15 protein-coding genes are annotated in these 14,305 nt (G+C 41.4%); 7 read left to right on the plus strand and 8 right to left on the minus strand.

Annotated elements, in window-relative coordinates; genetic code table 11:
- Nucleotides 1-26: 26 nt before the first annotated feature.
- Nucleotides 27-773, minus strand: a complete 747-nt coding sequence (fpr, locus tag HDEF_RS00410; protein WP_012737794.1) for a ferredoxin--NADP(+) reductase — start codon at nucleotides 771-773, stop codon at nucleotides 27-29.
- 44 nt (nucleotides 774-817) lie between these two features.
- Here fpr and HDEF_RS00415 point away from each other — a divergent pair, with 44 nt between their 5' ends.
- Nucleotides 818-1,039 (plus strand): SlyX family protein, encoded by a 222-nt coding sequence (locus HDEF_RS00415; protein WP_044612423.1) that lies wholly within the window; start codon nucleotides 818-820, stop codon nucleotides 1,037-1,039.
- Nucleotides 1,040-1,046: 7 nt separating this feature from the next.
- Here HDEF_RS00415 and typA read toward each other — a convergent pair whose 3' ends face one another.
- The 3 genes from typA to rdgC form a co-directional block, all read right to left on the minus strand.
- Nucleotides 1,047-2,870 (minus strand): ribosome-dependent GTPase TypA, encoded by a 1,824-nt coding sequence (typA, locus tag HDEF_RS00420; RefSeq protein ID WP_012737796.1) that lies wholly within the window; start codon nucleotides 2,868-2,870, stop codon nucleotides 1,047-1,049.
- Nucleotides 2,871-3,234: 364 nt separating this feature from the next.
- On the minus strand, nucleotides 3,235-3,549 hold the full coding sequence (locus HDEF_RS00425; RefSeq protein WP_012737797.1) for a BolA/IbaG family iron-sulfur metabolism protein: 315 nt from the start codon (nucleotides 3,547-3,549) through the stop codon (nucleotides 3,235-3,237).
- Entirely contained in the window at nucleotides 3,546-4,454 is a 909-nt protein-coding gene (gene rdgC / locus HDEF_RS00430) for a recombination-associated protein RdgC (protein WP_012737798.1), read from the minus strand. The genes HDEF_RS00425 and rdgC overlap by 4 nt, the downstream gene beginning before the upstream one ends.
- Before the next feature lie 187 nt (nucleotides 4,455-4,641).
- Between rdgC and sufA the strand changes: the two genes are divergently transcribed.
- The 6 genes from sufA (at nucleotide 4,642) to sufE (ending at nucleotide 10,408) form a co-directional block, all read left to right on the plus strand.
- Nucleotides 4,642-5,013 carry a Fe-S cluster assembly scaffold SufA gene (gene sufA / locus HDEF_RS00435; RefSeq protein ID WP_012737799.1) on the plus strand — a complete coding sequence of 124 codons (372 nt, stop codon included), beginning with the start codon at nucleotides 4,642-4,644 and terminating at the stop codon, nucleotides 5,011-5,013.
- A gap of 50 nt (nucleotides 5,014-5,063) precedes the next feature.
- Nucleotides 5,064-6,566 (plus strand): Fe-S cluster assembly protein SufB, encoded by a 1,503-nt coding sequence (gene sufB / locus HDEF_RS00440; RefSeq protein ID WP_012737800.1) that lies wholly within the window; start codon nucleotides 5,064-5,066, stop codon nucleotides 6,564-6,566.
- Nucleotides 6,567-6,668: 102 nt separating this feature from the next.
- Nucleotides 6,669-7,409 carry a Fe-S cluster assembly ATPase SufC gene (gene sufC / locus HDEF_RS00445; protein ID WP_012737801.1) on the plus strand — a complete coding sequence of 247 codons (741 nt, stop codon included), beginning with the start codon at nucleotides 6,669-6,671 and terminating at the stop codon, nucleotides 7,407-7,409.
- Entirely contained in the window at nucleotides 7,390-8,688 is a 1,299-nt protein-coding gene (gene sufD / locus HDEF_RS00450) for a Fe-S cluster assembly protein SufD (RefSeq protein WP_012737802.1), read from the plus strand. The genes sufC and sufD overlap by 20 nt, the downstream gene beginning before the upstream one ends.
- Complete coding sequence (gene sufS, locus HDEF_RS00455) at nucleotides 8,685-9,944, plus strand: cysteine desulfurase SufS (RefSeq protein ID WP_012737803.1); 1,260 nt, start codon at nucleotides 8,685-8,687, stop codon at nucleotides 9,942-9,944. Before sufD ends, sufS begins: the two co-directional genes overlap by 4 nt.
- Before the next feature lie 35 nt (nucleotides 9,945-9,979).
- Nucleotides 9,980-10,408 (plus strand): cysteine desulfuration protein SufE, encoded by a 429-nt coding sequence (sufE, locus tag HDEF_RS00460; RefSeq protein ID WP_012737804.1) that lies wholly within the window; start codon nucleotides 9,980-9,982, stop codon nucleotides 10,406-10,408.
- Here sufE and cyoE read toward each other — a convergent pair.
- From cyoE to cyoB, 4 genes are all read right to left on the minus strand, one after another.
- On the minus strand, nucleotides 10,405-11,277 hold the full coding sequence (gene cyoE, locus HDEF_RS00465; RefSeq protein ID WP_012737806.1) for a heme o synthase: 873 nt from the start codon (nucleotides 11,275-11,277) through the stop codon (nucleotides 10,405-10,407). The two genes, sufE and cyoE, sit on opposite strands and share 4 nt — an antisense overlap.
- Before the next feature lie 13 nt (nucleotides 11,278-11,290).
- The gene (locus tag HDEF_RS00470) at nucleotides 11,291-11,623 is read right to left on the minus strand and encodes a cytochrome o ubiquinol oxidase subunit IV (protein WP_029588932.1); all 333 of its coding nucleotides are present in this window, start codon (nucleotides 11,621-11,623) and stop codon (nucleotides 11,291-11,293) included.
- A 66-nt stretch (nucleotides 11,624-11,689) separates the two neighbouring features.
- Nucleotides 11,690-12,322 carry a cytochrome o ubiquinol oxidase subunit III gene (locus HDEF_RS00475; RefSeq protein ID WP_044612213.1) on the minus strand — a complete coding sequence of 211 codons (633 nt, stop codon included), beginning with the start codon at nucleotides 12,320-12,322 and terminating at the stop codon, nucleotides 11,690-11,692.
- A complete protein-coding gene (cyoB, locus tag HDEF_RS00480; RefSeq protein WP_012737809.1) occupies nucleotides 12,312-14,303 on the minus strand; it encodes a cytochrome o ubiquinol oxidase subunit I in 1,992 nt (663 codons plus the stop codon). Before cyoB ends, HDEF_RS00475 begins: the two co-directional genes overlap by 11 nt.
- Nucleotides 14,304-14,305 lie beyond the last annotated feature (2 nt).

The raw sequence follows: 14,305 nt of genomic DNA on the forward strand, positions 1-14,305 counted from the left end.
CTGATCGAAAATAAATAGAATAAAAATTACCAATATTGTTCACTACTCATATGCCCTGGTTTTTTTCTGAAATGCTTCCGCATTTGGCGATGTTCTTCTAAGGTTTTAAAGGTATCTTTGACCATTTGTGGATTACCGCACAACATCACATGACTGCTTTGAGCTTCAATTTTTTGGTTTACTGAGGCTTCAAGCGTGCCTTTTTCAATCAACTCAGGAATTCGACCCATCAATGAATGCGATGTTTTTTCTCTGCTCACCACGGTTTGGATAGATAATCGGCCTTGATAACGCTTTTCTAATTTTTTCATTAACGGCAGGTAACTCAGATCAGACGCAAATCTGACCGCATGGACCAATATCATGCGCTCAAAACGTTCTACATCTTTCCCCTCTTGCAGTATAGACAGATAAGGCCCTATGCCAGTCCCTGTCGCAAGCATCCATAACGTTTTGCAGACTGGCACTTCCGATAAAATAAAAAACCCCTGGGCTTTTGAAGCCACTATAATATCCTCGCCAATACAGAGCCGGTGTAAAGGGATGCTGAGTTTTCCTCCAGGTACAGTGACCAAATAAATTTCCAGCCGATGATCACTGGGCGCATTCACGTAAGAGTAGGCTCTTTGAACTCGCGTTCCATCGATCTCTAATGCTAATTTCGTATACTGACCTGCAATAAAGGGATCGATAGGCGCCTCAATTTGAATGCTAAATAAACTGTCCGTCCAAGGTTTGATATCTGTAATTTTGCCATTAACCCATTGAGACATTATTTTTCCCACTACTATTAATGATTGTTTGTATGAAAAAAGGAATGACTATGACTGATGCGCTCACACAACGCCTTGAAATATTAGAAAGTCGTTTGGCTTTTCAAGATGCTGCTATTGAAGATCTCAATAAAGCGATGGTGGAATATCAAATTAAAATCATTCAGTTACAAGAACACCTTAGGGTACTCAACGAAAAACTGACATCAGCTCGTTTATCTCATCTGGCGCCCTTATCCGAGGAAGACCCACCGCCTCATTATTGAAGATGTTTTATTTTGTTCGATTCGCGCGTTTGCGATCATTTTCAGTGAGATAACGTTTACGGATGCGAATCGATTGGGGAGTAATTTCAACTAACTCATCATCATCAATAAACTCTAGGGCTTGTTCTAGAGACATTTTGACAGGGGGAACCAAAGTGGTCGCTTCATCTGTACCTGAAGCCCGCATATTGGTTAATTTTTTACCCGTCAAACAATTGACAGTGAGATCGTTTGAACGGGTGTGAATGCCAATGATTTGCCCTTCATACACTTCAGCTCCGTGGCCCAAAAATAATTTTCCACGATCTTGCAAACTGAATAACGCGAAAGCGACCGCTTTACCTTGTCCATTCGAAATCAGTACACCGTTTTGACGCTGACCAATGTCACCAGAACGCACGAGGTCGTAATGGCTAAACGTAGAATAAAGTAAACCCGTCCCTGAGGTCATGGTCATAAACTCTGTTCGAAAACCAATTAAGCCACGGCTCGGAATGACGTAATCCAGACGAATTCGGCCTTTTCCATCAGGGATCATGTTTTTAACATCCCCTTTGCGTTCCCCCATCGCCTGCATCACAGAACCTTGATGTTGTTCTTCAATATCGAGGGTGACGTTTTCGAAAGGTTCTTGATCCTGGCCATCCACTTTTCTATTAATGACTTTAGGACGAGAAACCGCCAGTTCAAATCCTTCTCGGCGCATGTTTTCAATTAACACAGATAAATGAAGTTCGCCTCGCCCTGAAACACGGAAGGCATCGGAATCTTCCGTTTCTTCAACACGTAAAGCCACGTTATGGATTAATTCTTTTTTAAGACGCTCAAGAATTTGACGAGAAGTGACATATTTGCCTTCTTTACCGCAGAAAGGGGAGGTGTTGACACAGAAATACATGCTCACTGTAGGTTCATCAACGGAAAGAGCGGGCAGAGATTCAATGTGATTGATGTCACATAGTGTGTCAGAAATATTCAGATCACCTAAACCGGTGATCGCGATGATATCGCCTGCTTCTGCCAGCGGGATTTCAATCCGCTCTAACCCCATGTGGCCAAATACTTTACTGACTTTCGCATTGCGCGTTTTCCCTTGACTGTCGATGATCACAATCGATTGATTGGGTTTTACTGTACCCCGTTTAATACGACCAATCCCGATGACGCCCACATAATTGTTGTAGTCTAATTGAGAAATTTGCATTTGAAATGGGCCATCAAGCTCAACTTCTGGTGCCGGCACATGATCGATAATCGCTTGATATAACGGGGTCATATCTTTGGCCATATCATTGTAATCGGTTCCTGCTGTGCCCAATAATGCAGAGGTATAAATAACGGGAAAATCAAGCTGTTCATCTGTCGCATCGAGATTAACAAAAAGGTCAAAAACCTGATCGACCACCCAATCAGGACGCGCACCAGGACGATCAATTTTATTAATCACGACAATTGGCTGTAAGCCATGAGCAAAAGCTTTTTTAGTAACAAATCGGGTTTGAGGCATTGGCCCATCTTGGGCATCGACGACTAACAGAACAGAATCCACCATGGAAAGAACACGTTCTACCTCCCCCCCAAAATCCGCATGACCCGGCGTATCCACGATATTAATACGATATTCATTCCATTTAATGGCGGTATTTTTTGCGAGTATAGTAATGCCGCGTTCTTTTTCTAAATCATTAGAATCCATGACACGTTCTGTTGTTTCAGCACGTTCTCCGAAGGTGCCAGATTGCTCTAATAACTTGTCAACCAAGGTTGTTTTACCATGGTCAACGTGGGCAATAATCGCTATATTGCGTAGGTTCTTTTTATTTGAAGACATGAAAAATAGATTACCTTTATATAAGATTTAAATCTGTACCAAAAGATAGAGATTGATAAAATCTGATGGTGGATTTGATATCCTCCACGCCTTAATCAACGAGGATTTTTGCGCGTTCAGACAGAAAATGTGAGGCGTTTTTTACGCTACTGAAAGACAGCGATTATGCCCCCGTCACACGCTATTACCTGAATCATTTTAACACAATCGAGAAAGAAAACCGCGTCTTATCTGTCTCGTCCTTAGGCAGGATTTTGACGCGAATCAGATCAAAAAAGAGCTTACTATGATTGAACTTAATTATCATCTTTCTGATTTTCTGACCTGGAGCAGTTAATGAAAACATAAGCAGCTCGTTCAGTGTTCACTTATCCTTTCTACTCACACAAGGAGGAGAAATCGGCTCAACCTGTAAGGCCTCTTCCCATTCTTTTAGTGTATAAAGATGTAACGCAAGAGCATGGACACCACCATGATTGAATTCTTCCTCTAATGTATTGTAAACCATACGATGGCGCTCTAATGCTTTGAGCCCAGAAAATTGATGGCTGACCATCACAATTTTGAAATGACTCTCAGAACCCGCCGGAGCACGATGGCGATGACTTTCATTAATAACATCAAGATAAACTGGCTTAAATGCCTCATCAAGTTTTTGTTTAATGTGATCTTGAATCATTCTGGATACCTACTGAAAGCGCTCATCATATTTTTAATTAATTCGGTTAATTCGTAAGTCATTAAAACAAAATCAGCATCAAAACACTGAGCAACCTCTTTTTTATTAATGTGTGAGTTTTTTTCACGTAATACTTCTAAAAATTTGACACGTTTTAAAGAAAGATCTTGATTTAATATCAGCTGAATACTTTCTTGCCATTCAAGCGCTAATCGGGTCACTTTTTTGCCAGACTTAATATGGAGGGCAATTTCATCACTATACAAATTTTGGTTCTTGCAACGAATGGTGCCGCCTTCGGTTAAAGTTGATTTTAATTCCGCTTCTTCCATAAGAACGAATCCAGATGGGAGGTTGTCTGAACGGATCCATTCAGTCAATATGAATTCAACAGGATGTTTAAATGTGAATGGCACAACGGCTAAAGACCCCAGGCTTTGACGTAATAATGCCAAAGCCTCTTCTGCTCTTTTAGTGCTACTGGCATCAAGTATCATCATCTGATGTATGGTATCAATCCATATCCAGGTTTTTTGAAAGCGACTAAACGCTCTGGGTAACAAATCATAAAAGACGTGGTCTTTTAGTGACGCTTTTTCTGTTTTTTTAAGTTTACGTTTCTGCTGAGCCTCGAGTTTTTCAATTTGACTTTCAAGTTCCTGTTTTATGACAGACGCCGGTAACATTTTTTCTTCTTTATGGGCACAGAGCAGAATTTGTCTATTTACTTGATAGCTGAGCGTGTCTTTGTGAGACACCATAGGGGGGATCCAGCCTACTCTGACCTTTTCTTGAGGCCCACAAGGAATAAATGCAAAGTTTGCTAATTTTTTTTCTAACTCAGATGAATCTTTTTCTAACGGACATTGCAGCTGATACATCATTAAATTTTTAAACCAAATCATATGATTTCCTTGAGGCAACGAGTGTATTAATGGCAGAGCAAATAAAAAGCGCGATAATAACGAACTCTGCCTCAAATAGCCTGTACAATCTTTATATAAGATTTAAAATACAGTCCTTTAAAGAGGGAAAACAAAGCAAGAGGGAAAAGACTCAAAAGGTCTTTTCAAAATAGAAAAGGTAAATTGTATGCAACAAAATAAATTAGACATATTTGAAACTGCTCATCATCAATGGAGTGGTGTGACCATGACGGCCAGAGCTGCGGCACAAATTATCAAATTGATGAAAAAAAATGAAAAAATTAAAGGCTTGAAATTAAGCGTCAAACCCTCTGGTTGCGCAGGTTTTGCTTATGTGATGAATATGGTTGAGTCTACTGCAAACGACGATCTGTTATTTGAACAAAAAGAAGCCAAACTTTATGTGCCTTTAAAGGCCATGCCTTTTGTTGATGGCACGGAAATGGATTACGTCAGTGAAGGATTAAATCAAATGTTTAAATTTAATAATCCAAGAGCACAGCATGCTTGCGGGTGTGGTGAGAGTTTTGGTGTTTAGATTCTGTAGATGCGATGACGTACGTAATTGATGCGATATAAAAAAAGATGATGAATAAAAAGAAAATAGATACTAAAGAAGCGTCGCCTATCTGGGACAATGAGAGTCGATATAAAGAAGGTTTTTTTACTCAGCTAAAAACAGACGAGCTGGAAAAGGGGTTGAATGAGGATGTGGTCCGGGCGATTTCGGCCAAACGTCGCGAACCACAGTGGATGTTGGATTTTAGATTAGATGCTTATGATGGATGGCTGAAAATGTCTGAACCTCATTGGCTTAAAGGAGATTATGATCCTCTTGATTATCAGGATTACAGTTATTATTCTGCCCCATCGTGTCCGAGCTGTGATGATGATCAATTTCATACTTATTCATCTTCTTCAACTGATCACCCCAGCCATGCTGGCAAAAATGCCTATCTTAATTCAGAAGTAGAATCTGCTTTTGCTCAATTAGGCGTGCCAGTAAGAGAAGGAGCAGAAGTGGCGGTCGATGCCATTTTTGATTCTGTCTCTGTCGCGACGACCTATCGTGAAAAGCTCGCGAAACAAGGCATTATTTTTTGCTCTTTAGGCGAAGCGATTCAAGAATATCCTCAATTGGTTTGTCAATATCTGGGGTCGGTGGTGCCGGCAAAAGACAATTTTTTTGCCGCATTAAACGCCGCTGTTGCATCAGATGGCACTTTTGTATATGTGCCGAAAGGCGTACGTTGTCCCATGGAATTATCGACTTATTTTCGGATTAATGCGGCCAAAACAGGTCAGTTTGAACGGACCATCATTATTGCCGATGAAGGCAGCTATGTGAGCTATATTGAAGGTTGTTCCGCACCTGTGAGAGAGGCCTCCCAATTACATGCTGCAGTGGTAGAAGTTATTTTGCATAAAAATGCCGAGGTCAAATATTCTACCGTGCAAAATTGGTTTGCGGGCTCAGAAACGACAGGAGGTATTTTAAATTTCGTGACAAAAAGAGCTCTTTGTAAAGGAGCGGGTTCAAAAATGTCCTGGACCCAATCAGAAACAGGTTCGGCCATTACCTGGAAATATCCCAGTGTGATTTTGCAAGGAGATCATTCTATTGGAGAGTTTTTTTCTGTGGCGTTAACTAATGGAAAACAACAGGCTGATACAGGCACTAAAATGATCCACATTGGGAAAAACACGAAATCAACTATTATTTCCAAGGGTATTTCTGCAGGACACAGTCAAAACACGTATCGTGGATTGGTCAAAATATTACCAGGCGCACATAATGCGCGTAATTTTACTCAATGTGATTCTATGCTGATAGGATCTGATTCAGCAGCCAATACTTTCCCCTACGTAGAAGTTAAAAACAACTCAGCTCAATTAGAACATGAAGCGACCACCTCCAGGATTGGTGACGATCAATTGTTTTATTGCCTGCAAAGAGGGATCTCGCAAGACGATGCCATTTCTATGATGGTCAATGGGTTCTGCAAAGATGTGTTTTCAGAATTACCGTTGGAATTTGCCGTAGAAGCGCAAAAATTATTGGCCATCAACTTAGAACATAGCGTGGGTTAAATTTCTATCGAGAGATTTTTTTAATCACCCTAACGCAGAGTGTTCATCCCACCGTAGATTTTGCAGGAAGTCTAATATGGTTCCTGTTACAAAGGAAAAGATATGTTAAGTATCAATAATCTCAACGTCAGTGTGGAAGAAACACCTATTCTCAAAGGTCTTGATTTAACGATCAAATCAGGGGAAGTCCACGCTATCATGGGTCCGAATGGATCAGGCAAAAGCACCTTGTCTTCCACTTTAGCAGGAAGAGAAGAATATCAAGTGACTCAAGGTGAGGTATTGTTTAAAGGCAAGAATTTATTGGAATTAGATCCCTCTGAACGCGCGGGCGAAGGGGTGTTTCTTGCTTTTCAATATCCAGTCGAAATTCCTGGTGTGAGTAATCGATTTTTTTTACAAACCGCAGTGAACGCAGTGAGAAAATATCGGCAACAGGCGCCTTTAGATCGCTTTGATTTTACAGATTTTATTGAAGAAAAAATGGCTTTACTAAAAATGCCAGCAGATTTATTGACTCGTTCTGTGAATGTGGGGTTTTCTGGCGGTGAAAAAAAACGCAATGATATTTTACAAATGGCGGCATTAGAGCCAGCGCTTTGTATTTTGGATGAAACGGACTCTGGATTGGATATTGATGCCTTAAAAATTGTGGCTCAAGGAGTCAATTCACTGCGTAATGAAAAACGTGCGTTTATTATTGTGACGCACTATCAGCGCATTCTGGAATATATCAAGCCTGATTTCGTTCACGTACTACATGAAGGGCGTATGATTAAGTCTGGTGATTTCACCTTGGTAAAAGAATTGGAGGAACGAGGTTATGGCTGGCTTACCGACTAGGGTGAAGAGGGAATTGCCAGAAAAACCGGATGTGTCCAAAAATCCGTTTTCCCAATTGTTTGAGCAAAAAACAACGGCGCCTTCGCATCATAAAGAAGCTCATTGGCAGGCATTATTAAAACTCGGTTTTCCTCATGCTAAACACGAAGATTGGAGATATACCTCTCTGAATCGCCTACTGGATCACACCTTTACCTTAGAAAAAAAATCGACTGTCACTCCTGAAAAATGTGGCGATTTGGCACTTTTTATGGTTGGGCAATCTCATAAACTGGTTTTTATTGATGGTCATTTTATCGCTTCTCTAAGTGAGATAGATGAGATCCCATACGAACTTTTAAAAAGAAAACAGGCCGTCCCTGCTCCTGTTAAGCCTGAATTTTTTTTACATCTCACAGAAAGTTTGTCAGTAGAAAACCTCGTGATTCGTTTAGCAGCGGGTCAAAAAAGCAAAAAACCGCTTTATTTATTGCATATCAGTTCTGGTCAAGAGACGAGCCCGTTAAAGATGGCACATTATCGTCATCATCTTTTACTGGAGCCCGGATCAGAGGCAGAAGTGGTCGAACATTTTGTGAGTTTAAATACTCAAAGGCACTTTACAGGGGCTCGTTTGACGGCCTCAATAGGAGAAGAGGCGAGACTGCATCATTATAAACTCGCGTTTGAGAACAATCAAAGTGATCATTTTGCTCATAATGACTTTGTATTGGCTTCTCGAGCGAGTGTCCATAGTGCCCACTTTTTGTTAGGCGCTGCCCTCACTCGTCATCATACCAGCGTTCAGCTCAATGGAGAGGGTGCCAGTGCCTCCATCAACAGCTTGCTTCTCCCGAAGGAGATGGAATTGTTCGATAGCCGAACTCATGTTGAGCATAATCAGATAGGTTGCCAAAGCAGGCAGTTACACAAAACCATGGTATCGAAGCAGGGTACAGCGGTTTTTAATGGCATGATTAAGGTGGCGCCTAAAGCGATACAAACCGATGCGCATATGATCAATAACAATCTGTTACTGAATGCATCTGCTCAAGTCAATACAAAGCCTCAACTTGAAATTGATGCAGATGATGTCAAATGTAGCCATGGGGCTACCGTGGGTTGTATTGATAATCAGCAAATGTTTTATCTACAATCGAGGGGAATCACTCATTCTCAGGCACGAAAAATGATCTTGTTTGCTTTTGCATCTGAACTGACGGAAGGCATCAAACTTGACCTGGTGCGTGAATCGGTTTTATCACGGTTTTCAGAGCGTTTATCAGAGGAGTTGTCATGAATTTTTTCGAATCCTCTCTGGCTATTTCTTCTTGTTTTTCTATTCAAAAAGTGCGCGAAGATTTTCCCATATTAGCTGAAAAAATCCATGAAAAACCTCTCATTTACCTTGACAGCGCATCAAGCGCTCAAAAACCACAATCGGTTATCAATAGCGAATTAACGTTTTATTCTAAAAAGTATGCCGCGGTGCACAGAGGGGTGCACACCTTAAGTGCTCAGGCAACGCAAGATATGGAGCAAGTTCGGGTGAAAGTCGCTGATTTTATCCAAGCCCAATCTCCAAAAGAAATTGTGTTTGTCAAAGGCACCACAGAAGCCATCAATCTGGTCGCAAACAGTTATGGACGGCATTTTTTTCACCCAGGTGAGAATATCATCCTCACTGAGATGGAACATCATGCCAATATTGTCCCTTGGCAGATGCTGGCACGAGAGCGAGGTCTCAACATAAAAGTATGGAAATTAACCCATGAGGGTGAACTGGATATCGATCAATTATCAGAATTAATAGATAACAAAACCCGTTTATTGGCTATCACACAGGTTTCCAATGTATTAGGGACAGTCAACCCCATCAAAAAAATTGTGGCGAGGGCGAAAGAAAGTGGACTATTAGTTCTGGTGGATGGTGCCCAGGCGGTGATGCATCAATCCGTGAACGTACAGGATCTCGATTGTGATTTTTATGCATTTTCAGGGCATAAATTATATGGGCCTTCTGGAATAGGTATTTTATATGCAAAAAAAGCGCTATTGGATGTGATGCCCCCTTGGGAAGGGGGAGGATCCATGATCGAAAAAGTCAGTTTGACAGAAGATACGACCTTCACAAAAGCCCCTTGGCGTTTTGAAGCAGGTTCCCCAAATACGGCGGGCATCGTGGGCTTGGGAGCCGCGATTGAATATGTGACCCATTTAGGATTAACAGACATTGCAAAATACGAAAAATCCTTGATGAAATACAGCTTGGCTGCATTATCGACATGTAAAACAGTGAAACTATACGGCTCTCAAAAAACACGAACCGGAGTGATAGCTTTTAATCTAGGAAAACATCACGCCTATGATGTTGGGTGTTTTTTAGATCAATATGGGATTGCTATCCGAACAGGACATCATTGCGCGATGCCTTTGATGTCGTTTTATCAAGTGCCCAGTATGTGTCGTATTTCGTTAGCGATGTACAATACTCTGGAAGAAATTGATTTTTTTATCGAAAAATTACAGCATATTGAAAATATACTCAGCAGCTGAGCAATGGCTTTTTTAATCCGTCAGGAAAGATTGTGATGGCTATTTTCCCCAATCAACAAAAATTGATGAAAAATTTTTCTCGTTGCCAAAACTGGGAAGAAAAGTATCTTTATATGATGGAGTTAGGTGCGATGCTGACACCTTTAACCGAAGAGCAGCGCCAACCCAAAAATTTGATCGCAGGTTGTCAAAGTCAAGTTTGGATTGTGATGAAACAAGACAGTGAGGGCAAGATTTTGTTTTTTGGGGACAGCGATGCCGCTATTGTGAAAGGTTTGATCGCAATGGTGTTTATTTTATGTCAAAACCTGTCTCTAGATGAGATCATCAAATTGGATGCGCATTCTTTTTTTACTGATCTTGCATTGACTCAGCATTTAACCCCTTCACGTTCTGAAGGATTATCCGCCATGGTGGAAGCCATTCGAGCAAAAGCAGCTCTGATAAGCACGATCATAGTTTAGTCCCCGATCATTTTTGATATCAAAAAATCAAGAGACATCATCATACTCAGCGAGCTGATGATAACGATCGAAAAAATAAAAATGCTTTTTGCCCATTGACTGTCATTGCTGGCTTTATAACCCTTGAATGCCATGATAAGCCACATACCGTTTAGGACGACGGAGGTCAGCATAAATAAATAGCCTGTATAACCCATTAATGTCAGCATGAGGGTAGCTATCATAAAGGCAAAAATATAGAAAATGATGTGATTTTTTGTAATGAATATCCCTTTCACGACGGGTAAAACAGGAATGTTTGCCGCCTGATAATCCTTAAAACGAAAGATACCTATCGCGTAAGAATGCGGCATTTGCCATAAAGCGAAGAGCAATAGCAAGATAAAAGCCCCCATATCAAATTGAGCCGTCACAGTACAATAACCGATGACAGGAGGCGCTGCGCCCGATAAACTGCCTATCAGAGTGCCATAAACGCTGTGCCGCTTCATGTAAAGACTATAAACAAACACATAGATCACAAAGCCCATCGCGGCCAATAACACCGTTAACCTATTAGTGGTCATGTAAAGTAAAAAAAGACCTGATAAACCGAGCACTGATGCATAAATCAGGCTTATTTCAGGAGACATCAGCCCTTTCACCAAAACGCGATTTTTGGTTCTCTCCATGATTTTATCGATGTCACGATCAATGTAATTATTGAAGACACAACCAGAGGCAATCACACAGGAAACCCCAAAAAGACTACCTAAAAAAAGAGGCCAATTGATGGCCCCTTTTGCCGCGACAAAAAATCCCCCTATGAAAGAAATGAGATTCCCAAAAATAATGCCTGGCTTAGTGATGTTGATATATGGCTTTATCATTAAATCAGGCTCTTTACTGGATCATCATGTTGATATTGAGGTGATGCATAATCCAAAGTGACCCAACGAGGACAATAGCGATAATAATGACAGTAAATATAAAGGCGACAAGATTCCAACGTTCTTCTGAAGCGCCATTCATGTGCAAAAAATAAACTAGATGTACAATAATTTGTACTACTGCCGTTGCAATCACTGTGGCTAATATAACGGTACGAGAAGCAGACTGATTCATCACCATCATAAACGGAATCACAGTCAACATAACCGATAAAATAAAACCGACAACATATGATTTCAGGCTACCCTGATGAGCGCCCCCTCTTTCTGCAGAAAGATGATCAATCGTTTTTTCAGGTTTCTTTATTGCATGAGCGTGATTTTGATTAGGATCAGTTTTTAAATGATTCATCTACATAGCTCCTAATAGATAAACGATCGTAAATACACAAATCCAGATCACATCTAAAAAATGCCAGAAAAGGCTCAGACACATTAATCGAGTCTGATTTATCGGATTTAAACCTCGTTGTGAGATCTGAACCATCATCACGACAATCCAGATCAACCCTAAAGCCACGTGAAGACCGTGTGTTCCTACTAATGCAAAGAAACTGGATAAAAAAGCACTGCGATCAGGGCCGGCCCCTTCCCCTATTAACTCATGAAATTCAAAAATTTCCATGCCCACAAAACTGAGTCCCAACAAAAAGGTCAATCCCAACCAAATATTGACTGATTTTTTTTGGCCTTGATTCATAGCCAGTATGGCAAAACCGTAAGTCATACTACTGAATAACAAAAGGAAAGTTTCCACTAAAACAAAGGGTAAATTAAAAATATCCTTTCCCATCGGGCCACCAGCGGTACCATTGACCAATACGACATAGGTGGCAAAGAGGGCAGCGAATAAAATACAGTCGCTCATTAAATAGATCCAAAAACCAAAGATTTTGGTAGACCCATTTTCATGATGTTCATCGTGCTTTTGAGTGCTCATGGTTTCTTGACTGACGTTATTAATCATAAAAGATTCAGTTGACATGATTCAGACCCGCTTTGTTCAGATATTCATGATGTTCATTTTCAATACGCTCAATGTCTGAAACGGGCACGTAATAATCCACATCTTGGTCGAAACTTTTTGCAATCCAGGTGGCACCCATCCCTATCACCCCCACTATCGCCAGCCACCAGATATGCCAAATCATGGCAAAACCAAAAATGACACTAAAAGCGGCAATAATGATCCCTGTTGCACTATTTTTAGACATATGTATTTCTGCATATTTTTCTGGGCGTGGATAAGCTTCTCCCTTCTCTTTCATGTCAAAAAACGCATCACGACTTTTGATTTCTGGCACCACCGCAAAATTGTAAAAAGCCGAAGGAGAGGAGGTCGCCCATTCCAGGGTACGCCCTCCCCACGGATCTCCTGTTAAATCCCGATTTTTTTCACGATCACGGATACTGACGACAATTTGGATCAACTGGCAGAGAATACCAAAGGCAATCAGAACAGCACCTCCTGCGGCTACCATCAACAGAGGATGAAATTGGGGATTAATATTTTGGCTCAGACGACGGGTCATCCCCATCAAGCCCAACACGTATAGGGGCATAAAGGCGACGAAGAAACCGATCAGCCAAAACCAAAATGCCCTGATGCCCCATTTTTCATTTAAGGTAAATCCAAACGCCTTGGGAAACCAATACGTGAGGCCGGCAAAACAGCCAAACACGACGCCTCCAATAATCACATTATGAAAGTGCGCAATCAAAAAGAGGCTATTGTGCAACACAAAATTCGCTGCCGGCACCGCCAGTAATACCCCAGTCATTCCGCCCACAGAAAAAGTGACGATAAAACCCAGGGTCCATAACATCGCTGAGTTAAAATGAATACGTCCTTGGTACATAGTAAAGAGCCAATTGAAAATTTTCACCCCGGTAGGGATAGAAATAATCATGGTCGCAATCCCGAAGAAGGCGTTGACATTCGCCCCAGAGCCCATGGTAAAAAAATGGTGGAGCCAAACAATAAAGGCTAAAAAAGTAATGACAATCGTTGCCCACACCAGGGAGGTATACCCGAATAACCGTTTCCTTGAAAAGGTGGCCGTGACTTCAGAAAAAATACCAAACACAGGCAGCACGAGGATATACACTTCAGGGTGACCCCAGGCCCAGACTAAATTGATGTACATCATCATGTTACCGCCCAGTTCATTTGTAAAGAAATGGGTGCCCAGGTAGCGATCTAGTGTCAGTAAGGCGATGGTGACAGTTAAAATAGGGAAGGCAATAATGATCAAGATGTTTGAGCAGAATGAAGTCCAGGTAAAGACAGGCATTTTCATCATTGACATGCCAGGCGCGCGCATTTTCAGGATGGTCGTAAAAAGATTAATGCCCGTAAGCAAAGTCCCCATCCCAGAAATCTGCAAGCTCCATATCCAATAGTCTACCCCCACGTCAGGGCTGTATTCTTTACCGGATAAAGGCGGATAAGCCAGCCAGCCTGTTTGAGCAAACTCGCCGATGCCTAAAGACAGGTTAATTAAAACCACTCCCGCCACAAAAAGCCAAAAACTTAGAGAATTGAGGAAGGGGAAAGCCATGTCTCGGGCGCCGATCTGTAAGGGCACCACCAGATTCATTAAACCAATCACTAAAGGCATCGCCACAAAAAAAATCATGATCACGCCATGAGCAGTAAAAATCTGATCATAATGATGGGCTGGCAAAAAACCGGCTTCCCCTGCAGAAGAAAGTGCCTGCTGGCTACGCATCAGAATGGCATCGGCGAATCCGCGTAACAACATGACCATGGCGACGATAATATACATGATGCCAATTTTTTTATGATCCACAGAAGTCAGCCATTCCCTCCATAACCATGTCCATCGACCAAAATAAGTGATGGCTGATAGCAGCGACAACCCTGCTAGCATAATGACGGCTAAAGTCACCATAATGATAGGTTCGTGGATAGGGATCGCGTCAAAGGTGAGTTTTCCGAGCATTT

The sequence above is a fragment of the Candidatus Hamiltonella defensa 5AT (Acyrthosiphon pisum) genome (genome assembly GCF_000021705.1).
Classification (GTDB): Bacteria; Pseudomonadota; Gammaproteobacteria; order Enterobacterales; family Enterobacteriaceae; genus Hamiltonella; species Hamiltonella defendens.

What these genes read in the sequence shown, in the direction of transcription:
- sufC (WP_012737801.1), top strand. Translation starts at nt 6,669, where the DNA reads ATGTTAAGTATCAATAATCTCAACGTCAGTGTGGAAGAAACACCTATT.
- sufE (WP_012737804.1), top strand. Translation starts at nt 9,980, where the DNA reads ATGGCTATTTTCCCCAATCAACAAAAATTGATGAAAAATTTTTCTCGT.
- cyoB (WP_012737809.1), bottom strand. Translation starts at nt 14,303, where the DNA reads ATGCTCGGAAAACTCACCTTTGACGCGATCCCTATCCACGAACCTATC.
- sufB (WP_012737800.1), top strand. Translation starts at nt 5,064, where the DNA reads ATGAATAAAAAGAAAATAGATACTAAAGAAGCGTCGCCTATCTGGGAC.
- sufS (WP_012737803.1), top strand. Translation starts at nt 8,685, where the DNA reads ATGAATTTTTTCGAATCCTCTCTGGCTATTTCTTCTTGTTTTTCTATT.
- HDEF_RS00475 (WP_044612213.1), bottom strand. Translation starts at nt 12,322, where the DNA reads ATGTCAACTGAATCTTTTATGATTAATAACGTCAGTCAAGAAACCATG.
- fpr (WP_012737794.1), bottom strand. Translation starts at nt 773, where the DNA reads ATGTCTCAATGGGTTAATGGCAAAATTACAGATATCAAACCTTGGACG.
- typA (WP_012737796.1), bottom strand. Translation starts at nt 2,870, where the DNA reads ATGTCTTCAAATAAAAAGAACCTACGCAATATAGCGATTATTGCCCAC.
- sufD (WP_012737802.1), top strand. Translation starts at nt 7,390, where the DNA reads ATGGCTGGCTTACCGACTAGGGTGAAGAGGGAATTGCCAGAAAAACCG.
- rdgC (WP_012737798.1), bottom strand. Translation starts at nt 4,454, where the DNA reads ATGATTTGGTTTAAAAATTTAATGATGTATCAGCTGCAATGTCCGTTA.
- cyoE (WP_012737806.1), bottom strand. Translation starts at nt 11,277, where the DNA reads ATGATAAAGCCATATATCAACATCACTAAGCCAGGCATTATTTTTGGG.
- HDEF_RS00425 (WP_012737797.1), bottom strand. Translation starts at nt 3,549, where the DNA reads ATGATTCAAGATCACATTAAACAAAAACTTGATGAGGCATTTAAGCCA.
- HDEF_RS00415 (WP_044612423.1), top strand. Translation starts at nt 818, where the DNA reads ATGACTATGACTGATGCGCTCACACAACGCCTTGAAATATTAGAAAGT.
- sufA (WP_012737799.1), top strand. Translation starts at nt 4,642, where the DNA reads ATGCAACAAAATAAATTAGACATATTTGAAACTGCTCATCATCAATGG.